At 44.5% G+C, this 21,757-nt stretch carries 22 protein-coding genes and 2 pseudogenes; 13 read left to right on the top strand and 11 right to left on the bottom strand.

All coding sequences use genetic code 11. The annotated features are described in order from the left end of the window. Positions 1 to 74 precede the first annotated feature (74 nt). Positions 75 to 200 (top strand): hypothetical protein, encoded by a 126-nt coding sequence (locus tag AC0OMU_RS01925; RefSeq protein ID WP_003245136.1) that lies wholly within the window; start codon positions 75 to 77, stop codon positions 198 to 200. 38 nt (positions 201 to 238) lie between these two features. Continuing rightward, positions 239 to 859, top strand: coding sequence for an SDR family oxidoreductase (locus AC0OMU_RS01920; RefSeq protein WP_015383226.1), 621 nt, complete (start codon positions 239 to 241; stop codon positions 857 to 859). Positions 860 to 908: 49 nt separating this feature from the next. On the opposite strand, the gene bmrD is transcribed toward AC0OMU_RS01920, so the two are convergent. From bmrD to AC0OMU_RS01905, 3 genes and pseudogenes are all read right to left on the bottom strand, one after another. Beyond that, positions 909 to 2,930 (bottom strand): multidrug resistance ABC transporter ATP-binding protein/permease BmrD, encoded by a 2,022-nt coding sequence (bmrD, locus tag AC0OMU_RS01915; RefSeq protein WP_474240867.1) that lies wholly within the window; start codon positions 2,928 to 2,930, stop codon positions 909 to 911. Further along, a complete protein-coding gene (bmrC, locus tag AC0OMU_RS01910; protein ID WP_100506244.1) occupies positions 2,927 to 4,684 on the bottom strand; it encodes a multidrug ABC transporter ATP-binding protein BmrC in 1,758 nt (585 codons plus the stop codon). Before bmrC ends, bmrD begins: the two co-directional genes overlap by 4 nt. 122 nt (positions 4,685 to 4,806) lie before the next feature. Beyond that, positions 4,807 to 4,965, bottom strand: a pseudogene (locus AC0OMU_RS01905) (hypothetical protein); the annotation flags it as partial. Between the two features lie 163 nt (positions 4,966 to 5,128). On the opposite strand from AC0OMU_RS01905, the gene AC0OMU_RS01900 reads away from it, so the two are divergent. Then, positions 5,129 to 5,629, top strand: a complete 501-nt coding sequence (locus tag AC0OMU_RS01900; protein ID WP_474240866.1) for a universal stress protein — start codon at positions 5,129 to 5,131, stop codon at positions 5,627 to 5,629. Positions 5,630 to 5,755: 126 nt separating this feature from the next. After that, the gene (gene nhaC / locus AC0OMU_RS01895; RefSeq protein WP_181218696.1) at positions 5,756 to 7,117 is read left to right on the top strand and encodes a Na+/H+ antiporter NhaC; all 1,362 of its coding nucleotides are present in this window, start codon (positions 5,756 to 5,758) and stop codon (positions 7,115 to 7,117) included. Positions 7,118 to 7,159: 42 nt separating this feature from the next. Here nhaC and dat read toward each other — a convergent pair whose 3' ends face one another. Continuing rightward, positions 7,160 to 8,008 (bottom strand): D-amino-acid transaminase, encoded by an 849-nt coding sequence (dat, locus tag AC0OMU_RS01890; RefSeq protein WP_015483020.1) that lies wholly within the window; start codon positions 8,006 to 8,008, stop codon positions 7,160 to 7,162. A 284-nt stretch (positions 8,009 to 8,292) separates the two neighbouring features. Between dat and AC0OMU_RS01885 the strand changes: the two genes are divergently transcribed. Next, positions 8,293 to 9,141: a polysaccharide deacetylase family protein gene (locus AC0OMU_RS01885; protein ID WP_047182351.1), complete on the top strand. Its 849-nt coding sequence runs from the start codon at positions 8,293 to 8,295 to the stop codon at positions 9,139 to 9,141. A gap of 22 nt (positions 9,142 to 9,163) precedes the next feature. Here the strand turns inward: AC0OMU_RS01885 and srtN are convergent, their stop codons facing one another. From srtN to AC0OMU_RS01870, 3 genes are all read right to left on the bottom strand, one after another. Further along, entirely contained in the window at positions 9,164 to 9,907 is a 744-nt protein-coding gene (gene srtN / locus AC0OMU_RS01880) for a sirtuin NAD-dependent deacetylase (protein WP_015383219.1), read from the bottom strand. 69 nt (positions 9,908 to 9,976) lie between these two features. Beyond that, the gene (gene mscY, locus AC0OMU_RS01875; protein WP_015383218.1) at positions 9,977 to 11,092 is read right to left on the bottom strand and encodes a small-conductance mechanosensitive channel protein MscY; all 1,116 of its coding nucleotides are present in this window, start codon (positions 11,090 to 11,092) and stop codon (positions 9,977 to 9,979) included. Between the two features lie 148 nt (positions 11,093 to 11,240). Beyond that, positions 11,241 to 11,348, bottom strand: coding sequence for a YhdX family protein (locus tag AC0OMU_RS01870; RefSeq protein ID WP_009966908.1), 108 nt, complete (start codon positions 11,346 to 11,348; stop codon positions 11,241 to 11,243). Positions 11,349 to 11,581: 233 nt separating this feature from the next. On the opposite strand from AC0OMU_RS01870, the gene AC0OMU_RS01865 reads away from it, so the two are divergent. The 3 genes from AC0OMU_RS01865 to crcB are packed head-to-tail and all read left to right on the top strand — an operon-like array spanning position 11,582 to position 13,048. Then, the gene (locus AC0OMU_RS01865; protein ID WP_474240865.1) at positions 11,582 to 12,313 is read left to right on the top strand and encodes a glycerophosphodiester phosphodiesterase; all 732 of its coding nucleotides are present in this window, start codon (positions 11,582 to 11,584) and stop codon (positions 12,311 to 12,313) included. After that, positions 12,300 to 12,695, top strand: coding sequence for a fluoride efflux transporter FluC (locus AC0OMU_RS01860; RefSeq protein ID WP_014479308.1), 396 nt, complete (start codon positions 12,300 to 12,302; stop codon positions 12,693 to 12,695). The genes AC0OMU_RS01865 and AC0OMU_RS01860 overlap by 14 nt, the downstream gene beginning before the upstream one ends. After that, positions 12,692 to 13,048: a fluoride efflux transporter CrcB gene (crcB, locus tag AC0OMU_RS01855; protein WP_251218187.1), complete on the top strand. Its 357-nt coding sequence runs from the start codon at positions 12,692 to 12,694 to the stop codon at positions 13,046 to 13,048. Before AC0OMU_RS01860 ends, crcB begins: the two co-directional genes overlap by 4 nt. Before the next feature lie 14 nt (positions 13,049 to 13,062). Here crcB and AC0OMU_RS01850 read toward each other — a convergent pair whose 3' ends face one another. Next, the gene (locus AC0OMU_RS01850; RefSeq protein ID WP_015483017.1) at positions 13,063 to 14,448 is read right to left on the bottom strand and encodes a hemolysin family protein; all 1,386 of its coding nucleotides are present in this window, start codon (positions 14,446 to 14,448) and stop codon (positions 13,063 to 13,065) included. Positions 14,449 to 14,747: 299 nt separating this feature from the next. Continuing rightward, positions 14,748 to 15,929: a pyridoxal phosphate-dependent aminotransferase gene (locus AC0OMU_RS01845; protein ID WP_015383213.1), complete on the bottom strand. Its 1,182-nt coding sequence runs from the start codon at positions 15,927 to 15,929 to the stop codon at positions 14,748 to 14,750. 156 nt (positions 15,930 to 16,085) lie between these two features. Here AC0OMU_RS01845 and cueR point away from each other — a divergent pair, with 156 nt between their 5' ends. Further along, positions 16,086 to 16,517 (top strand): Cu(I)-responsive transcriptional regulator, encoded by a 432-nt coding sequence (gene cueR / locus AC0OMU_RS01840; protein WP_327844459.1) that lies wholly within the window; start codon positions 16,086 to 16,088, stop codon positions 16,515 to 16,517. 60 nt (positions 16,518 to 16,577) lie between these two features. Further along, entirely contained in the window at positions 16,578 to 17,912 is a 1,335-nt protein-coding gene (locus AC0OMU_RS01835) for a hemolysin family protein (protein ID WP_009966903.1), read from the top strand. Between the two features lie 68 nt (positions 17,913 to 17,980). Here AC0OMU_RS01835 and AC0OMU_RS01830 read toward each other — a convergent pair whose 3' ends face one another. Together AC0OMU_RS01830 and akrN are read right to left on the bottom strand one after the other, a co-directional pair. Further along, positions 17,981 to 18,580 carry a 1-acylglycerol-3-phosphate O-acyltransferase gene (locus AC0OMU_RS01830; protein ID WP_003233335.1) on the bottom strand — a complete coding sequence of 200 codons (600 nt, stop codon included), beginning with the start codon at positions 18,578 to 18,580 and terminating at the stop codon, positions 17,981 to 17,983. 133 nt (positions 18,581 to 18,713) lie between these two features. Further along, a pseudogene (gene akrN, locus AC0OMU_RS01825) lies at positions 18,714 to 19,707 on the bottom strand (aldo/keto reductase AkrN). A 196-nt stretch (positions 19,708 to 19,903) separates the two neighbouring features. Here akrN and sigM point away from each other — a divergent pair. Genes sigM through AC0OMU_RS01810 form a run of 3 tightly spaced genes read left to right on the top strand, consistent with a single transcriptional unit; the run spans position 19,904 to position 21,739 of the window. Beyond that, a complete protein-coding gene (sigM, locus tag AC0OMU_RS01820) occupies positions 19,904 to 20,395 on the top strand; it encodes an RNA polymerase sigma factor SigM (protein WP_003224177.1) in 492 nt (163 codons plus the stop codon). Beyond that, positions 20,385 to 21,461 carry an anti-sigma factor gene (locus AC0OMU_RS01815; RefSeq protein ID WP_010886459.1) on the top strand — a complete coding sequence of 359 codons (1,077 nt, stop codon included), beginning with the start codon at positions 20,385 to 20,387 and terminating at the stop codon, positions 21,459 to 21,461. Before sigM ends, AC0OMU_RS01815 begins: the two co-directional genes overlap by 11 nt. Beyond that, positions 21,449 to 21,739, top strand: a complete 291-nt coding sequence (locus AC0OMU_RS01810; protein WP_003233341.1) for an anti-sigma-M factor — start codon at positions 21,449 to 21,451, stop codon at positions 21,737 to 21,739. Before AC0OMU_RS01815 ends, AC0OMU_RS01810 begins: the two co-directional genes overlap by 13 nt. The last annotated feature ends 18 nt before the right edge of the window (positions 21,740 to 21,757 follow it).

Below are 21,757 nucleotides of genomic sequence, written 5' to 3'. Positions count from 1 at the left end.
TTTCCGCGCTCTCTTTATTTTGTCACCCTTTTTTCCTGCTCCACATATCCTAGAAAAAAAGGGAGGAAATCGGGGTGTCATTCATCACCATTGTGAATTGGGAGCTGGTTCAGTTCGTAAGTGTATCCATGATTCATGAATATGTTTCCCATCGTTCTGTTTATTTGTACAGGTATTCTTTCCCGCGCTGTTCAAACTGAGAACATCCTTTTATAATGAAAGGCGAGGAGGTTTTTTGATGAAAATCGCTTTATTAGGAGCCAGCGGCCGCGTCGGACAGGCCTTTTTAACACAAGCTGCAGCAGATGAAAGATTTGATATTTTCGCTCTGATCAGATCTCAACATGCTGATCTTCCCCTTTCAAAAGACAGAACCGTCACGGGAAACGCCCGCCGCTTAGAAGATGTGAAAAAAATAATGGAGAATGCTGAAATCGTGATCAGCTGTCTAGGCACAGATGGTGATGATACCTTGTCAACTGCTATGGCACACATTCTCTCCGCTATGGAGGAACAGCATATCAAACGGCTTATTACGATCGGCACCGCAGGGATCCTAGATTCCCGATATGAACCGGGAAAATACCGGTTTGAAACAAATGAATCGAAACGAAAGCAGACCCGCGCAGCCAAGGAGCATACAAAAGTATACGAAATGCTTAAAGAATCATCATTAGACTGGACAATCATCTGCCCCACTTACCTCCCGGACGGAACAGCAACCGGCGTATATCGTACGGAGCGTAACGTTTTGCCTGAGGGCGGCACAAGCATTTCGGTCGGCGATACTGCGGACTTTTTATATCGTGAGCTCGTTACAGGTAAGTATGTCGGATACCGTGTCGGACTGGCTTATTGACTACATAAACCAAAAACCCAAAACACGATTGTTTTGGGTTTTTTGAGCGTTATGCAATGGAATGTTTCTGTCCCTTTTGCAGTTCATACATTTGATAATATTGGCCTTCTAATGCCATCAGTTCCTCGTGGTTCCCTCTCTCAACAATTTCTCCTTTATCAAGAACCAAAATCTGATCAGCATTTCTGATTGTTGAAAGCCGGTGAGCGATGACGAAGGTGGTGCGTCCTTGTTTGACGACATCAAGCGCCTTCTGGATTACGGCCTCTGTCTCTGTATCAATATGCGCTGTAGCTTCATCTAAAATCAAGATCGCGGGATCAAACGCCAAAGCTCTAGCGAAAGAAATTAACTGCCGCTCTCCCGAGGATAGCGTGCTGCCTTTTTCAATCACGGGCTCATTAATGCCCTTCGAAAGCTTCTTTAGAAGAGGCTCAGCACCGACTTGCCGCAGTGCATTTTTTATTTCTTCTTCAGTCATTCTTTCGTCATCCAGACTTACATTAGATCCGATTGTACCCGAGAATAAGTACGGGTCCTGAAGCACAATGCCCATATGGGATCTGAGTTCCTGTCTTGACATGTTGTAAATGCTTCTCCCATCAATCAGAATATCACCTTTTTGCGCATCATAAAAACGAAACAGAAGATTCAAAATCGAGCTTTTTCCTGATCCGGTATGGCCGACGAGCGCTACGGTTTCGCCTTTTTGCGCAGTAAAGGAAATATGCTTTAATACCTCCTCACCTTCTTGATACGCAAATGACACATCACGAAATTCAACCCGCCCCAGCGCACGCTCCTTCGCCGGTTCACCCGCTTCTTCCGTTTTCTTTTCTTCAAGCAGTTCAAAAACACGCCCGGCGGAGACCCTTGCAAGCTCCAGCTTTGAAAACTGATTGACGATGCCTGTGATCGGCTGAAACAACCGGTTCAAATAATCAACAAACGCGTACAGCACACCGATAGAAACAATCCCGGCCGCATTCAGGCTCGCACCGCCAAAATGCCAGATCAGACAGACGAACGCAAGATTGCGGATGACATTGACCAGATTATGGGACATCAAGGAGTTTAAATTCAGCATCCTGTTTTGGAAATAAAAATGTGATTCATTTAATTCCTCAAATTCTCTCATTGTTTCCTTTTGATGGCGGAAAGCCTGAATAATGGTCATGCCTTGAATTGACTCATTCATTTTTGCGTTAATGTCACTGTTGATCGAGCGGATTTTTTGGTTGTAATATGACGCATATCTCCGGTATATGACCGACCACAGCCAGATAATCGGCACAATTGCCAGACATACAAACGCAAGCTTCACATCAAGCAGAAACAAGGCCGTGAATATCCCGAACATATAGATTCCGCTTGTCACAAATGTTGAAAGCACTGTGACATATAAATCCCTGATAGCCTCCGTATCATTGGTAATCCGCGCAACGACTTTTCCTGCCGGAAGGTTGTCAAAATAGCGAATCGGCATTTTCTGTATGTGCGAAAACACGTCCTGCCTCATCTTTTGAATAATCCGATTGGCGCTCATCTGCAGCAGATAATGCTGTCCGTATTGAAAGAATACCGAAAACACAAGCAAGCCCCCATACAGGCAGATCAGAAACACCATTCCCTTTATTTCCGGCTGATAGAACTGGAAAAGCTCCTGCTTAGTCAGCTTTTCGGCAGCATATGCCCGGCTCTTGTCTCCGTTTGTGATCGTCAGCTTCCCGTCAGCAACCGTTCTATTCCCGTCGAAGCTGACAGCCTGATCAACAAAATAGAACGCCATTCCCACTTGATAAATATGCGCCTCTTTTGCTTTTGAAACAGGCTCCTGCAATCGGTCCTCTCTGACATATGAGACGCCGTGAAACTGAACGGCATTTTTATCTTTTTCCGCAGCTTCATACCATGTTTTCTCAATGCCGAGGATATGGTCGTCTATCATTTTTTTGCCAATAAAGGGCCCAGTCAGTTCTGCACCGACGGCAACAGCTAGCAAAATGACGGCTGTGATCAGCAATTTTCGATAAAGAAGTGCGTATCTCCATAACGTTTTTCCTATTTTCATGCCCCTGCTCCCCCTTCTTCCGCAGTGAACAGCTGCTGTCTTTCATATTGTTCCCGGTACCACCCATTATTGGCCAACAGTTCTTGATGCGTGCCTCTCTCAGCAATGACGCCGCCGTCCATCACAAGGATCAGGTCGGCGTGCTCTACCGCGGATAATCGGTGCGTCAAAATCATTGTCGTTTTTCCTTTGCGGTTTTCTCTGATGTTCTTGATAATTGCAGCCTCTGTTTTGGCATCTACAGCGGAAAGCGAATCATCCAGGATCAAGATTTCCGGATTCGCCATGAGTGCTCTCGCAATCGAAATTCTTTGTTTCTGCCCGCCTGACAGTGCTACGCCTTTTTCACCGACCATTGTCTCCAGACCGGACGGAAGCATGTGCAAATCTTTTTCAAAATGTGCTTCGGCAATGGCTTGCTGAACCTCTTTATCACTTGCATCCTGTTTTCCGTATAAAATATTTTCTTTTACAGTCCGTGAAAACAGTAAATGATCCTGAGGCACATATCCGATCCACCCGCGGAGCCGGTCAAGAGGGATTTGCTGAATCGGTACGCCTGAAAATGTAATGCTCCCTTCACCTGGAGGATACTGGCGCAAAAGCTGCTTAATAATTGTCGTTTTTCCGCTCCCGGTTTTACCTGCAATCCCGACAGTCTGCCCTTTTCGCACCGTAAATGAAATATCCTGAAGATTGTCACTTGTTGAGCTTGGATATGTAAAGCTGACATGACTGAAAACGATATCTCCAGGCTCTTTAAGATCAGCGGGCTGTTTTGGATCTGTCACATCCGTTTCATAAGAAAGAGTTTCATTTACCCGGTCTAATGACGCATTGCCGCGCTGCATCACGTTAATGAGTTCACCGATTGCAAACATCGGCCAAATCATCATGCCTAGATAAACGTTAAAGGACACTAACTCTCCAAGCGTCAGCTCGTTCCGGAATACAAGAAACGCTCCGTAGCCGAGCCCAATCAGATAGCTTGCGCCGACAAGCAGTTTCACCGTCGGCTCAAACAGGGAATCAATAAAAGCCACTTTCATATTTTTCTGATAAACATCAGCGGTCATTTCATTAAACCGGCGAACATCGTTTGTTTCCTGAACATACGCGCGAATCACCCGCACGCCTGAAACAGATTCCAGCACTCTGTCATTCAGCGCCCCGAACGCGTTTTGGGCCTCAGTAAACCGCTCATGAATTTTACTTCCATATAGACTGATTGCAATCGCCATGACTGGAAGCGGGATAATGGCGGCAAAGGTCAGCTTCCAGCTGATCAAAAACCCCATCGTCAAAAAGATCGTCATCATAAACATCGTAGAATCGACTAACGTCAAGATGCCAAACCCTGTCGTTAAACTGACGGCCTGAAGATCATTTGTCCCTCGTGCCATTAAATCGCCTGTCCGGTTTTTTTCATAAAACGGCGGCGACATAGTCAGCAAATGCCCCATCAGCTTCGTACGAAGAATTTTCTCCATCAGATTCGCTCCGCCAAACAGCTGATGCATCCAAAAATAAGACATGATATACACGGCCGCCGTCAGCACAAAAAAGATACCGATATAAAACAGCAGCCCTTCCGCAGTAAACGCCCCTGCTTTCATATCATCTATGGCGTTCCCCAAGAGCTTAGGCGGAAACATTTCAATGACATTGACTGCTAATAAAAGGACAATCGCAATCGTATAGCGCAGCCAGTACGCCTTAAAAAACCAGCCAAGCTTTTTCAAAACTGAAAACATCTATCCCCATCTCCTCATCAGCCGCCTTCTATTTTTTCCTTGCAGCTTTTTTCATCCAATTTGGCACGAACAGCCCTCGCCTCTGTATTTGTCTTCACATCCCATACACCTGTCTTTCCATAGATTTTGTATATAAAAAAGGCATGAAGCGTCAGCTCCATGCCTTTTTTAACCGATATGTTACGCACAGCGCTTTTCAGCGCGCGGTCCGACCTAAAAAACCGTTCACGAAAACAGAACAAAAGGTTTGCCGCGCCAATATGAAACTGTTTGATAAACATGCAAATTCCTTGGCATAGCAAACCCTCCTTCCATTCTGATTTCATCTTTTTATCATCATATAAACAAAACCTTTTATTGTCAATCATTACTTGAATAGGAAAAGGTTAATTGTGCTCAAATTCGGGTAGTAGTGTTGTAAGACGCTTTGAAAGGGTGAGAAGGATGTTCCATGCTGACCATATCATTGTTGCGTTTGACGGAAGTGAAAATAGTAAGAAAGCGCTTCAGACAGCCATTGATCTTGCTAAAACCGTAAATGCCACTATTACCGTCGCCCATTCACATGATATGAAAGACAATCAGACCGTCATCGACCCGCCCAGACCCGCAGCTGAGGCAAGCTATATCAGCGGAGGCGTGACAAGTGTTCCTGATCCACTGATATCGGATGTAACATCACCTGAGCCAATGATCTATGAAGACCGTACGGAAGAAGTCATCGCCGAAGCCAGAATGATGCTGAATGAACAGCAGGCAGATGGAGATATCGATATATTAGAAGGCGATCCGGCTGAATCAATTATCGAGCATGCAAACCGCATTTCTGCCGATATGATCGTAACCGGAAGCAGAGACCAAAACAGGCTGAAAAAGCTAATATTCGGAAGTGTAAGTGAAAAGCTTTCAGCAAAATCGGATATACCCGTCCTGATTGTAAAGTGAGCACGCCCTGTGCTCACTTCTTTTATATTCATAATTGTGAAAAAACATAGATTTTCGTTTTTTTCTGTTATAATGCTTTCGTGCCCAAAAGCACAAAAGCATTAAAGATAAATATGGGGTGTTATTTTGGATTCTCAAAAAAAGCTGACGTTTCCGTTAGCCGTCGGTTTATTTATATTCATGTTATGCATTATTATTTCTTGCTTATTCTTGCTTCATGTAGAACCTCATATCCCGCTGTTTTTAAGTGTTGTCATGCTTTCAGCAGCAGCTTTATGGTTTGGATTTTCCTGGAAGAGTATTGAAAAAGGGATTGTAGACGGGATCAAAAACGGCGTACAGCCGATTATTGTTCTAGCGCTGATCGGCATCTTAATCGGCGCCTGGATGTACAGCGGCGCAATACCGACTGTGACAGTTTATGCCCTAGCCTTTATTGAACCAAGCCACCTTCTGTTGACTGCTTTGTTTTCATGTATGATCATCAGCACACTTGTTGGCTCAAGCCTGACAACTGTAAGCACAATCGGAGTAGCGCTGATTGGCGTGGCGAGCGCGGCTGGCGTTCCGCTTGAATGGACAGCAGGCGCAGTCATATGCGGCGCTTGTTTTGGGGATAAAATGTCGCCGATGTCGGACACAACCAACTTTGCAGCCGGGATAGGCGAAATACCGATCTTTGAACACATTCGCCATATGATGGGCACAACCATTCCAGCTTTGCTCATCACTGTCGTTCTGTTTTACTTTCTCGGTTCATCAGTGTCAGCGGACGCTGCTTCAACCGATAATATTCAGCAGGTCATAACCGGAATAAAAGATGCTGCAAACGTGACACCGTGGGCCCTTCTTTCTCCGCTCTTAGTCGTTTTGCTGGCAATTAAACGGGTATCAGTAATCCCCGTTCTGACTGCCGGAATTATTTCCTCGGGAATTTTGACTGCTATTTTTGTACCCGACAGCAGCCTGCAGGCGTTTATGACAGCTTTGCAAAATGGCACAACTTTCGAAACTGACAATGAGGCAGCCGCTAAAATTATCAACAGAGGCGGACTACAATCCATGATGGGCTCTGTCTCTCTCATTATGATTGCTTTTGCACTTGGCGGATTGATGGAGAAAATCGGATTGATTTCTGCACTATTGGAAGGCGTCATGAAAGGCATCCGCTCAAAAGGCCGTCTTGTTGCAGCAACTGTCTGCTCAAGCATCGGCGTCAACTTGGCAACCGGCGAACAGTATTTATCGATATTAATACCGGGACAATCATTTAAATCCTTATATGACAAACAAAACATCCAGCGAAAATTTCTGACAAGGTCATTAGAGGACGGCGGAACATTAATTAACCCATTGATTCCTTGGGGCGTCAGCGGCGCATTTATGGCGAGCGCACTTGGTGTTCCAGTCATAGACTACATCCCGTTTACGTTCTTCCTCTATATATCGCCGATGATCTCCATTTTGATTGGATTTGTTAAAAAATAAAAAGAGCCCCGCTGTATAAAGCGGGCTCTTTTCTTCGTTCATTTATGAAATGCTAGCAGCCTGTTGAATGCTTTCTTGAAAAGCAGCCTGAAGCTGTTTGGTCACCGGTCCGGGTTTCCCGCTTCCGACCGATTGTCCATCGAGCGTCACGACCGGAATAATTTCTGCCGTCGTTGACGAAATAAAGATCTCTTCCGCCTGTTTCAACTCTTCTTCACTGACAGGAGTCTCATCCAGTTTGATCCCATTCTTTTCAATCAGTCCTAAAATATTCATCCGTGTAATTCCATTGAGAATGAGCCGGTTAGCTGGATGTGTTCGCACCGTGCCGTTGATAACGGCATAAACGTTAGAGGATGTACCCTCCGTAACAACGCCGTCCCTAAGTAAAATGGCTTCAAATGCTCCCGCTTCATAGGCCTTTTGCTTTGTCATGACATTATACAGTAAATTCAGACTTTTGATATCACATCTTAGCCAGCGAAGATCCTCATCTGTAATGGCCGCCACTCCGTATGCCTGCTCTTGCTCCGGTTTTTTCACCGTAAACGTATAAGCAGTAGTCTGCGGCTCGAGGCCGGCTTCATACTGGTGTTTTCGCGGGGCCACACCTCTTGTTGTCTGAATGTATACCGCTCCCTCACTGACCGCATTTTCCTGTACAAGCTTTTGCAGGTCCCACTCGAGATCTTCTATACTGAATGGCAGTGAAATTCCGATTTCAGCAGCACTTCTGAAAAAACGCTCAGCATGCTCACGTAAGCCGAACAATACTCCTTTGTACACCCTGATCACTTCATAGATGCCGTCACCAAACTGATAACCGCGATCTTCCAAATCGATTGATGCTTCACTGCGCCCAATCAGCCGGCCATTGACTAAAACCTTCATAAAAGCCCTCCCTTTTCGAGATGTCCCTGATGTCATTCAAGCTGTCATTGTCACTAATTCTACCATATTGGACAAGCTGAAAAACAGAAAGATCAAGAGATCTATAGCGGAAAGGAGTTTATTTTTTCCTTAAAATCTGACATTTCGACAAATTTTCTATGTGCTTTCCAGTTTTATTCCTGTATACTTGACTGGTAATACATAGGTTGTAAACATAAGGCATCTTCATAAGCTGCCTGCTGTACAGCATTATGTAGAGATTTTATGCCAATGGAGAGATTGTTATGCGACAAACGAGAGGAGAGGCTTCTCCTTCTGCAGTTTCGCTTGCTTTTAAATTTGCAAGTTTAACAGTTTTATGTGTGCTGCTTTTGCTTATGGTGATTTTGGGTTATTCCAACAGTTCAACGAAAGCAAAGGAAGTCACTGTCACAACTAACGGACAGCTTCGAGATGAGAAGGAAAGCCTTAAGCTGAAAAACGACTCCCCCGATCTGCTGATAAAACATCTGCAGACAAAGCAGGACATGGGAGATAAAACGGTTTACTTAACCTTCGATGACGGCCCGTCAGCCTTTACAAACCGCTTGCTCGATGTACTGAAAAGCGCTGATGTAAAAGCGACGTTTTTTATGCTGTCACCGCGGATGAACGAATTCAAACAAGCTGTGAAAAGAGCAGAAAAGGAAGGCCACGCACTCGGTTTACATGGCGTTACCCACAATAACAGATTGTTCTATCAAACACCGACATCTCCGCTAAAAGAAATGCAGGAGGCGCGTGACACGCTGCAGGACATTACAGGTTATAAAACCGCTCTTGTCAGAACGCCCTACGGAAGCAAACCGTCACTAACCCCCTCACAAATCCGCAATCTAGAGAAAGACGGTTTTGTGTACTGGGATTGGACGATTGACAGCATGGACTGGAAATACCGAAATTCAAAGTATGTGACGGCCGTGTTAGAGCAGCTTGAAAATATGGAACACAGCTCTTCAGGCCGCCCGAATGTGATTCTCATGCATGATCTTCCCGCTACCGTAAACGCGCTGCCGGTACTAATCAATAAATTAAAAGAAAAAGGATATTCCTTCGGAGTGTTAGAGGACACAATGGTTCCTGTTCATGAATAAAAAGTGAGGCGCATAAGGCGGCTCACTTTTTTATGCCCAAACTTCGGGCAAACTCGCCGATTTTTTGATGGATGACCATGTCAAACAAGCTGTCGCAATACGTTGGTTCAAGGTTTATGATGACTTTCTTCATGCCGGGAATCAGACTTGCATCCTCAGGCACAAATCTAGCCGGAGCCACTTCGAGAGACGTGCCGATAACCAATAAAAGATCTGCTTGATCCAGCTTTTCATAAAGGGTGTCAAAGTGCATGACGGCGTCGCCAAAGAGAACAACATCGGTTTTTAATACCGTTCCGCAAATGTCCCCATTGTTTCCGGGCGCCGTGCACTCCGGCACCTCCCGCTCCAGCAAATGGGGAAGATCATATCGGGCGCCGCATGCCGGACAAGCTGCTGTCTGGATAGAACCATGCAGTTCGTACACATGCCTGCTCCCCGCTTTTTTATGAAGACCGTCAATGTTTTGTGTGAAAATATCGATCTGCTTCCCTTGCTTCTCCAGCTCAGCTAAAAGCAAATGGCCTTCATTCGGTTCAAAGCTGCCGCTCATTTTCATCTGGAACAATTCTTTGAATTTGGGCCAAAACAGACGCGGATGACTTAAAAAATAATCAAGGCTCATCGCTTCCATTCTTGAGGCATCTTCCGTCCAAATGCCACCTGCTGAACGAAAGTCGGGAATCCCTGATTCTGTGCTCATTCCCGCTCCGGTCAGCACAACAATTCTCTGTGCTTCATGTAGAATACTTTTGAATGCTTCCAACTCAACACCGCCTTTTTCTCTTATTTTACCATGAAAAAGACTCCGCCTCTGTCAGACGAAGTCTCTCTTTTAAGCCCGTTCCTTTTCCTCTTTATTTAGATTCACCTGGAATGGGTCGCTTTCGTGCTTTTGCTTGACAACAACCATTTGGCCGGGATATGCAAACTGGACACCTTCCGCACCTAAAATCTCAATAATTTTATAGTTGATATCCTCTCTAATATTAAGGTTTTCAGCCCAAACTGTCGTTTTTGTATAGAAGTTAAAAAATAAATTGTAGTAGCTGTCGGCAAACGTATCGAAGTTGACCATGATTGTTTCATTATCAACGCCCTCATGCTCTAAGAGCATTGTTCTGAGAGAATGAATGGAGCGTTCAAGGTTCTCAATCGGCGTAGCGTAGGACACATGGATGGAAAACGTAATCTGGCGTTTGGTCATTCTTGTCCAGTTCGTGATCGCTTCCATCGACAGCGTAGAGTTCGGCACCGTTACAAGCGCCCCCTGTGCTGTTCTGAATCTCGTGCTCCTAAAAGTAATATCCTCGACTGATCCTGTTACTGTCGACGTCTCCACCCAGTCACCAATTGTAAACGGCTTTTCAGTAATAATAATAATACCGCCGAAGAAGTTGCTGATGGTATCCTTCGCGGCAAGCGCAAAAGCCAGCCCACCAAGACCTAGGCCCGCTACAAATCCGTTGACATCATAATTGAATTCCTGAGCGATCACACTGACACTGAGCGCAATGATCACAAAACGAAGCAATTTGGATAAAAACGGAGCCAGAATGTCATCCATGTCAAGCTCGAAGCGCTGATTCACCTTATGGAAGATAAACGACGATGTTGCGGTCAAGTTACAAAGACCCCAGCACAAGAGCGCCACAATCAGTGAGCGGTATATTTTGCTGATGACCGGCATTTGCTCATCTAAAAACGGTGAATACCGGATCGCTAAAAACAGCCCAAGGGCAACAAAAAACCATCTGGCCGGCTTATCAAACGCCAGAACCACCTGTTTAAAAATTTCTGTTTTCGGCCGGTTTGTCAAATTAAAAAGCAGGTTAAAGAAATATCTTGTGAATAATTTTCTAAGTATAAGAAACACCAGCAAAATCGCCAAGCTGATGCCGATTTGAATGATGATATCAAGCGTAAAATACTGCTGCAGATAATCCGGCATGACTGTCTCCCCTCTATCCCAATCAATTGTTTATTATACTAAAATATTCGTAAGGATGTTCATTTAAATGTCTTTTGCAGCACAAAACCCCGGCGAAACGCCGGGGTCATTTCTCAATTCATCTATCAGCCAGATTCAATAGGGACAGTCACTTACCTTTTTTCGTTTGTGTCTGATCAAGGAGAGTTGCTTTTTGCATTTCAGCATCCGTTTCGGCTTTAATTCTTTCCTCCACTCTGATTCTCCCTTTTCCCATGATCTCGCCTCCTTTTTTGCTATTATAAAGGATCATATTTTGTTGTGAACATGTCGAAAGACCTAATTTTCTGACGAAATGTGTTCTGATACGCTGAGTGTCTTTTTTTAGTTATACGCATTCCTCAGCCCGGACCATTCCGATATGGCAGAAAAAATTCACCAGTTTGTATCGCGGTGCATATATGGATTTGATACAATAACAGAAATGCCCATACGAGGAGCTGACTTAGCTTGTACATCATTGCCCATCGCGGAGCATCCGGCTACGCTCCGGAAAATACGATTGCCGCATTTGACCTTGCGGTGAAAATGAATGCAGATATGATCGAACTGGATGTCCAGCTTACAAAAGACAGGCATATTGTTGTGATACACGATGACAGGGTTGACCGAACAACAAACGGATCGGGCTTTGTTAAGGATTTTACCTTGGAGGAATTGCAAAAACTCGATGCAGGAAGCTGGTACGGCCCCGCTTTTCAAGGAGAGCGTATTCCGACCCTGGAAGCGGTGCTCAAGCGCTACCACAAAAAAATCGGCCTTTTAATTGAACTAAAAGGCCATCCGTCTCAAGTCGGAATTGAAGAAGAGGTGGGGCAGCTATTAGGGCAATTTTCTTTTTCTATCAATAATATTGTTCAATCCTTTCAGTTCCGCTCCGTCCAAAGATTCCGCGAGCTTTATCCATCGATTCCGACAGCCATCATTACAAGGCCCAACTTTGGCATGCTGTCCAGAAATCAGATGAAGGCCTTCCGCTCTTTTGCAAACTATGTCAATATAAAATACACACGGCTCAACCGTCTGATGATCGGCTCCGTCCATAAAAATGGCTTAACCATATTTGCATGGACTGTCAACAATCAAAAGACAGCGGCAAAATTACAAGCCATGGGCGTGGACGGCATCGTTACAGATTACCCGGATTTCATCATAAAGGATGGCAAACATGAAAATATATAGCGCGGTTTTTATCGGAGGCGCGCTTGGCGCCTGCCTCCGATACGGATTAAACTTATGGATACACACCGGTCAGTTCCCGGCGGCAACCTGGCTGGAAAATGCGGCAGGCAGCCTCCTATTAGGCATTTTGACCGGATTTTTTATGATCGGGGCAAAACGGCCTCTGCTGTCGGCTTTTTTAGGCACCGGCTTTTGCGGAGGCTTCACAACAATGTCCACGTTTTCTAAGGAAACAGTGATGCTTTTGCAAGGACAACCCTCATTGGCTCTTTTATATGTGGCAGCCTCATTGATATCAGGGATCATATTTGCACTGATTGGTGTTTTTGCGGGACGGCGCATAGCAGGCATTCAGCAAAGAAAGGGGCTGCAGGAAAGATGACACTAGCGGGTATTTTCATAGGGGGCGGACTTGGCGCAATGCTTCGCTTCTGGCTTGGCAATGTCATAACCGCCAAAACCAAAGGTCTCAGCCTGCCCATTGGCATACTGACAGTCAATATTCTCGGAGCTCTCGGGCTCGGAATATTTACAGGACTTCACGTTGCAAATGCTTCGGTCTCGCTTATCATCGGCACGGGGTTTTTTGGCGCCTTTACGACCTTTTCCACTTTCAGCGTTGAAAGTATTCAACTCCTTATGGCCAAACGTGTAATAGAAAGCATCTTGTACATCGCCCTGACACTTTGCGGGTCGCTTTTGGCATTTTGGTGCGGCTGGATAATCACAATATAAAAAAAACCTTGAGCTTATTTCTCGCTCAAGGTTGCACTGTTCAGCATCACAGGCTCAGGCAGCGGCAGCTTGTGGTGCGCCGTAATCCCGGTTGTGTTGCCGGCTTCTTCTTTTATATCGATTTGCTTGATTAATCGGCCATCCATCTTCAGCACCTTTATCGTATATGAACCGATGCGAATGGATTCGCCAGCCTCAATATCGATGTTTTCTTTTAATATCAGCCCGCCGATCGTATCGACGTCTTCTTGAATCGATGCGCCAAGAAGGCTGTTCACCTGATCGATCCGAACCTTTCCATCCATCACATAATGGCCGTCGCCAAGCTTTTGGATCAGCGGCTGTTCATCTTCATCAAATTCATCTCTGATCTCTCCGACAATTTCCTCAAGAATATCCTCTGTCGTCACAAGTCCCGAGGTTCCTCCGTATTCATCCGACAATATAGCCATATGAATGCGCTCGCGCTGCATTTTAATCAGCAAGTCATGAACCGGGATCGTTTCAATCACTTCGATGACCGGCCTCACATACGGATGGATCGTCATCTTCATTCGTTCTTCTTCTGTCATAAACAGCAAATCAGAAAACAAATGCTTCGTATTGACCAAACCGATCACACTGTCTTTGTCCCCATCTGTGACTGGCCAGCGCGTGTATTTTTCCTTCAGCATGACTTCAAGCATCTCGGCCATCGTCATCTCAGTTGACACAGCAGCCATTTCCTTCCGCGGTATCATAATTTCTTTGGCGATCCGATTATCAAATTCAAAAATCTTATTCACATATTTATATTCAGACGGATTAATCTCTCCGTTTTTTAAACTCTCAGATAACAGCATCCTGAGTTCTTCCTCAGAATGGGAACCATCATGTTCTGACGCAGGCTTCAAACCGAACATCCCGCATAAAAGCCGCGCCGATCCATTGAGGATCCAAATAAACGGAAACAGGAGCAAATAGAATAAACGCAAAGGGCCCGCTATCAGTAAAGTCAGCTGTTCTGCCTTTTGAATCGCGACCGTTTTCGGGGCCAGTTCACCTACAACAACGTGCAGGAACGTGATCAAGCCGTACGCGACTGCAAAAGAGACTGCATGTGAAACCGATTCCGGCAAGCCGAGCGGTTCAAACAGTGGATGCAGCAGCCGTTCAAAGGCCGGTTCACCCAGTACGCCAAGCCCGATTGATGTTAATGTAATGCCTAGCTGGGATGCGGATAAATATTCATCCAAATCTGTAATGACACGCCTTGCGAGTATCGCCCGTTTGTTTCCTTCTGTGATAAGCTGATCTATTCTGGATCTCCTTACTCTAACAATCGCAAACTCGCTTGCAACGAAAAACGCGGTTAAAGCAATGAGCACGCCAATTAAAATCAGACTGTCAATATCGTCCATTTAACCCTATCCTCTCAACAAAGGATAAGGAGTCACCTCCTGATATAATCATTTTTCCTTAACATTGAGGTACGCGGTGTATTGTTGCCTAAGCAGAGGGCCCCATCATACCACCTCCAAAAGTCAAAGTTTGATTATAAATTGTATATTTTATTGTAACACAACTCATTCCAAAAATGATTTTTAATTTTTAGACTTTTATCATGGTCAATTCTGCGCCTGTCTGGATTGGAAGAGGAAGGATTTTGCGGATATAAAAAGAAAACAGCCTTGAAAACTGTTTTCTTTTCTTTGCCTTCTTAAGCAAAATCTTTATATAAAGAAATGAAAATGTCCCGTGAGTTTTTAATCTGCTCGATCGGCACACTGAAGGATAATCGGAAATGCCCGCTCATTCCAAAACCGCTGCTCGGCACAATTAATAATTTGTATTTTTGGGCGGCATGCACGCAAAATGCAACTTCATCTTCAATCGGCGATTTTGGAAAAACAAAGAAACCTCCCTTTGGCATTTCAAATTCAAAACCGGCTTCTTTTAAAATGTCTACCATTAAATCCCGGCGCTCTTTATAAGCGCTCGCGTCTACTCTTAAATCATCCATTCGTGCCACAGCCCGCTGCATCATGACAGGGGCATTCACAAATCCAAGCGTTCGATTACAATACACAAAAGCGTTGATCAAAAGGTCCGCATCCGGCATTCGGCTGTCCAATCCGATATACCCGAGCCGCTCCCCAGCTATGCCGAGATCTTTACTGAATGAGCTGGCCAATATCACACGATGGTACGATTGAAACGGATTTGCCAGCTCTTCATCATAGATTAATTGACTGTACGGTTCATCAAACAGCACATAAATCGTCTGGCCGCTCTTCTCTTCTATTTCTTTTAATAAAGCGCCTAAATCGTCTATATTTTTCTGGCTGAGAACCGTGCCTGTGGGGTTATGCGGAGTATTGAGGATCAGCCCTTTCGTCTGTGGAGTGATCGATTGCCTTACCGCTTCAATGTCGATCTCAAACCGGCTTGTCAACGGGCAGCTGACGGCCTTTCCCCCGTAGTTCTCAATATACAACTTATATTCGGCAAAATAAGGTGCGAGAATAATGACCTCTTCCCCAGGGTTTACGATGCTTTTTAACGCAACATTCAAAGCGCCTCCCGCACCCACCGTCATGACGATACGCTCCGCTGAGAAATCAGCTTCAAAACGCGACCCCAGAAATTGCGCGACTTTTTCTCTCGCTGCAGGAAGCCCTTGATTTTGTATGTATCCGTGGCTGCCTTTTTCAGCTTCCTCTATTAACGCTCTCTTAAAAGCTTCAGGCGGTTCAACAATCGGGTTGCCGAGTGAAAAATCAAATACCTGGTCTTCCCCGAACTCCTTCTTCAGCCTTGCACCTTCATCAAACAGCTTGCGAATCCATGATCCTTTATTTAAATTTTCTTCAACTTCCCGGGATAACCCAGCCAATTTCATCTGTCCCTTCCGCATATAAAAATTTGAAAATTCTATCTTCCTATGTTACTTCAATCAGATGATGAATTCCACAACTTCCAATTCCGGTCTGAAAAAAACAATAAACTTGTGCAAGACACCGTTCATATATTAAACTATTCTCATAACTATAACGTGATGGTTGGGAGGGATATAGATGGGGCTGAGACTTATCGCATCAGTGAACTAGCGGCACTCGCCGGAGTAACGAAACGGACAGTTGATTATTATACGAATCTCGGTCTGCTTACGCCGGCCAGATCCTGTTCAAATTACCGTTACTACGACGAAAATGCACTCAAACGACTTATATTTATTGTAGATTGCAAGAAGCAGCGATTGGCCCTGTCCGATATTAAAGATCGACTGGAGAACCAGTTTCCCTCTTCAGCTAAACTTGATGATGAAATTGGAAATCTGGCATTAGAAATTGATTATATGAATCAAAACATCTCCGGAATCTTGCATCGGTTTGAACGGCTGAAGCCCGAGGATCGTGACAAGCTGAAAAGCAAACTCCCGCCTGAAAAGCTCGCCGTGTTCCAATCATTTATGCTGCTGTTAAGTTAAAACCATTTTATCTAACAGGAGGTGTTACCTTCATTCTCATTGCTAGAGTGAAGGTTCTAATTGGACATAGTGAATTTGATTTTAGTTGCTGTTTTAATCGCCCTGACGGCATTTTTCGTGGCATCTGAGTTTGCCATTATCAGAATCAGAGGCTCACGGATCGATCAGCTGATCGCGGAAGGAAATAAAGCAGCAATAGCCGTAAAAAAAGTGACCACGCATCTTGATGAATATTTATCTGCGTGTCAGCTCGGAATTACATTGACTTCCATCGGATTAGGGGTTTTAGGTGAATCAACGATCGAAAGGCTGCTTCACCCGCTTTTCGTACAAATGAACGTTCCAGGTTCCCTTTCACATGTCATATCGTTTATTTTTGCGTATGCCATTATCACGTTCTTACACGTTGTTGTCGGAGAACTTGCACCTAAGACAGTCGCTATCCAAAAGGCGGAAGCAGTGTCTATGCTGTTTGCGAAACCGCTGATTTGGTTTTACCGCATCGCGTTCCCATTCATTTGGCTTTTGAACAATTCCGCACGGTTATTGACCAAAGCCTTTGGCCTGGAGACCGTTTCAGAAAACGAACTGGCTCACTCAGAAGAAGAGCTGCGAATCATTTTGTCTGAAAGCTATAAAAGCGGTGAAATCAACCAATCAGAGTTTAAATATGTGAATAAAATCTTTGAATTTGACGACAGGCTCGCGAAAGAAATTATGATTCCGCGGACCGAAATTGTCAGCCTTCCGCATGATATCAAGATCTCTGAAATGATGGACATCATTCAGATTGAAAAATATACCCGCTACCCTGTGGAAGAGGGCGATAAAGATAACATTATTGGGGTTATTAACATTAAAGAAGTGCTGACCGCCTGCATCAGCGGTGAGGTATCTGTTGATTCCACCATTTCTCAATTCGTCAACCCGATCATTCATGTCATTGAATCTGCGCCGATCCAAGACCTGCTTGTCAAAATGCAAAAAGAGAGGGTCCACATGGCCATATTGTCTGATGAATACGGCGGTACTGCCGGGCTTGTGACGGTTGAGGACATCATTGAGGAAATTGTCGGTGAAATCCGCGACGAATTTGATATTGATGAAATTAGCGAAATCCGCAAAATCGGCGAAGGCCATTATATTCTTGACGGAAAAGTGTTAATTGACCAAGTAAACGACCTGCTAGGCATTCATTTAGAGAACGAAGAAGTCGATACAATCGGCGGCTGGTTCCTTACTCAAAAATACGATGTTGAAAAAGATGATTCCATCATCGAAGAGGGCTGCGAGTTCATCATTAATGAAATTGACGGCCACCACGTCGCATATATTGAAGTGAAAAAGCTTCAAGAAGAAGAACTTCTGGAGACAGCTAACCAGCAGGAAGCATAATAAGAAAAGCACCTTGTATAAGGTGCTTTTCTTATTTTCACAGTTTCAGGGCAATCTCTCAGAACGCCTTATAGCTGATCAAGTTTATTCTCTAGTTCTTTAATCCGCTGATTCAAAGCCTCTGTCATTGCTGCAAGTCTTTCCTTTGAAGGCAGGTGGGCAAAATCAGCCTGGTGAAGAGGCTCACCGATAATCAGCTTCATTTTTCCTTTTTTGAATAATTCTTTTCCGCTTGAAGGGCCCTGATATGCAGCGGGGACAAGCGGCGCTTTCCCCATTTGCGCAATCGTCACCGCACCTCTTTTCAAAGGCACATCCTCAGAGGTTCTTGTTCCGCTTGGGAAGATACCGACGATCTCTCCTTCTTTCAGCAGCTTAATCGGCGTTTTAATACTGCTTGGCCCGGGATTTTCCCGATCTACCGGAAAGGCATGAATTTTCTTCAGAAACGAACCGATCCATTTATTTTGAAAAAGCTCTTTTTTCGCCATGTAGTGTATTTGATAAGGAAGAATCCCGACTCCGAGTGTAATCACATCAACCCAGCCGGAATGTGTACACGCGATGACAAAACCTGAATCGGCCGGAAGGTTTTCTTTGTTATACACCTTCACTCCTCCGCGAAGAGAAAGAATAACTTTTAAAGCATTTGCACAAAACTTATACATATCGCACTTCCTTTGTCGTAATCAATGATTCTTTCTGTCATCTATTATAACAACATTTTTTATTACCTGGTACTAATTTTTAAGATTTCTCCCGTTAAACGCCAAAAAACTGAGGATTCATCCTCAGCTTTTGTTATATTTCCTCTCTGGTCGGCGGGGCCATAAACTCCGGTCCGACAGGGTCTGATATCGTATTTTCCAATATAGTATTGATATCTTTCTGATCTTCACTGTTCAGCGTCCAGCCTGTAATCTCAGATAGGGCCTCAAGCTGCCCAGGCTTTCTTGCTCCCCAAAGAGCGATATCCGCTCCCGGCTGATCTAAGATCCATCTGACAGCCAAGTGAATCACTGATTTTCCATAACGTGTCTTCGCCAGCTTATCCAATTGATTGACAGCAGAAAGATACTCTTTAAAGCGGGGCTTCTGGAATTTTGGATCGTGATTACGCAGATCATCGCCCAAAAATGTATACTCTTCGGTCATTTTTCCTGTTAACAGCCCTCTGCATAAACTGCCGTATAATAATGTTGTTATCTTGTTATCTTTCGCATAAGGAAGAACACTCTCTTCCATCTCTCTTTCAAACAGATTATATGGAGGCTAAATCGTATGGAGAGGTGCGACGGCGCGAAATGTATCCATTTGCTCAATTGAAAAATTGCTGACGCCAATCGCCCGGATTTTTCCCGCATCATATAATTCCTTCATGACTTCAGCCGTTTCTTCAATTGGCACAAGCGGATCGGGCCAATGCACCTGATAAAGATCAATATAGTCTGTTTGAAGCCGCTTCAAAGAATTCTCATTCCTCTACAATTCTCGCTCTGTTCGCATGGCGGAACAGCTGGTTGTTCTTCCAGTCCAGAGCCGTTTTCGTTGCGAGAATCACCTGGTCTCTTTTGCCGTACTCTTTGATTGCCTTTCCGACGATTTCCTCGGACTGCCCGAAGCCGTAAGCCGGCGCGGTGTCAATCAGTGTAATCCCCTGATCAAGAGCGGCGCGGATTGTTTCAATCGATGTTTTTTCGTCAGTGCCTCCCCACATCGTTCCGCCAATGGCCCATGTGCCGAGGCCGATTCTAGAGGCTTCTATTCCTGTATCTGCTATACTGGTATATTCCATTTTGCCACTCCTTCACTTTTTCACTATTTTTTCCCCTCTGGAAAAAATGTTAAACATTTCTCCGCACTATCTTTTGGGGCCATTTTTGGGTACTATATAGTAATGGTGTTTGATTAGGTATAAAAAAGCCGTTTGCATGTAATGTGCAACTTTAAACCTTTCTTATGCGTGTATAACATAGAGGGGAGAAAAGGCAGTGACGATCGATGAAATTTACCAAATGTACATGAATGATGTTTACAGGTTCCTGCTCTCCATGACAAAAGACAAGCATCTTGCTGAAGACTTGCTGCAGGAAACCTTTATGCGGGCATACATACACATTCACTCCTATGATCACAGCAAAGTAAAGCCCTGGCTTTTTCAAGTGGCGCGAAACGCCTTCATTGATTACGTCAGAAAGCATAAGAAAGAAGTAACCATTTCTGATGACTTAATCGGAAGCCTCTTTCAAAATGCTGTTCAAAGTCCTGCCCATCAGGTAGAGATAAAGGAAGTGCTGACTGGTTATATGTCCGAGCTCCCCGATAATTATCGGGAGGCCTTAACGCTATATTATTTAAAAGAGTTAAACTACAAAGAAGCATCCCATATTATGAATATTTCAGAGGCGAATTTTAAAAGTGTTTTATTTCGTGCCAGACAGCGGCTGAAAGCACTTTATAATAGAGGTGTTAATGATGAATGAAGAATTTAAAAAGCGTTTTGATCAATATAAAAATGGGGAAATGAGCGACCAGGAAATGACTGCATTTGAGGAAGAACTTGAGAAGCTCGAAGTATATCAGGAACTGATTGACAGCGAACTCGAGGACGATAACGATTGGGATCTCAGCATCAGTCCTGAAAAACAAAAAGCGATTTTAGCCTACGGCAAACGCAAGTCTTATTTGCGAATTTCTGTGCTTGCCGTCATTTCGACATTGATGATTTTGCCGCTTTGTACGCTGGGAAGCTACCTCTATTACGGAATGGGTGGAAAACACAGCACCGGCAATGAGTTTATGGAAACTGCCGCAGTCACTGTAGCCCTGACCATGCCGAATGTTCTTGTTGATACTTCCGGACTGAAAAGCCAAGTGAAGCTATTTGGAATGAATACGGAATTCCCGCTGCAAAAGCAGATTGGCACGAAGACGGCTGCCGTAGGGAATGAACGGGTTGAAATGTTTTATAACAAAGTAAAAGCGCCGGCAGTAAACTACTATGACTTAGAAGTGAATAAAACTGGCCATTACTTTACACATCCTTCAAACAAGTCTGAACAAACGACCGCAAAAGCAGAAAAAACGTTAAGCACATTGCCCGAAGGAACGGTATCAGAGGTCTACCTTTCATATGACCGTGCATATCCGACAAAAGACGTGTATAACAAATTCAAAGGCTATGATGTGAGCTTTTTGTGGAACGCAATCGAAACAGAGAAAAACACAAATAAGACAGCTTCCACAGAACCTCTTGGCTATCCTGGAAAGGATTCAAAGTTCTTGGCCGCCCTTAATACAAAAGGCAAGTCGAATGGCGATCAGTTTATCAACGCCCTGAAATTCATGTCCAAACACGAAAAATGGGCTCAGGTCATTTCAAAACGGAAAGACCTGAATGTAGATAACCGATTAGATTATGTAGAGAAAAACGGTGTCAATGTATACGGTTCGGTCGTTACAGGGCCAACCAAGGAAATCCAGCGCATGCTGAAAAATAAATCTGTAAAATCAGCGAATGTCGGCGAGGTGGAATTATGGAACTGGTAAGAATTTTTAAAGAACACAATGTATTCGGCTGGATCTCTGTCGGGACAGCGGTTCTGTCCCTGCTGTTGCTGAATTTGGCCATTATCAGCAACGTCACGTTTTATTCCTATCAAATGCTTCCATTCGCCATGGCTGCCGTTCCGTTCGGCGTTGTTGAACTCTTCATCAAGAGAGGGCGCACAGGCCCCGGCCTGCTCGGCGTCATCCTTAATCTCTTTGTGATTATTTGTGTGTATACCATTGTATCTGTAGATACGAATTTACAGTTTGGCTTTTAAAAAAGACGCCTTTTCAGG

The organism is Bacillus sp. FAU18, from assembly GCF_056033885.1.
The sequence above is the reverse complement of the archived record's forward strand: the minus strand, read 5'-3'. Positions and strand labels throughout refer to the sequence as shown.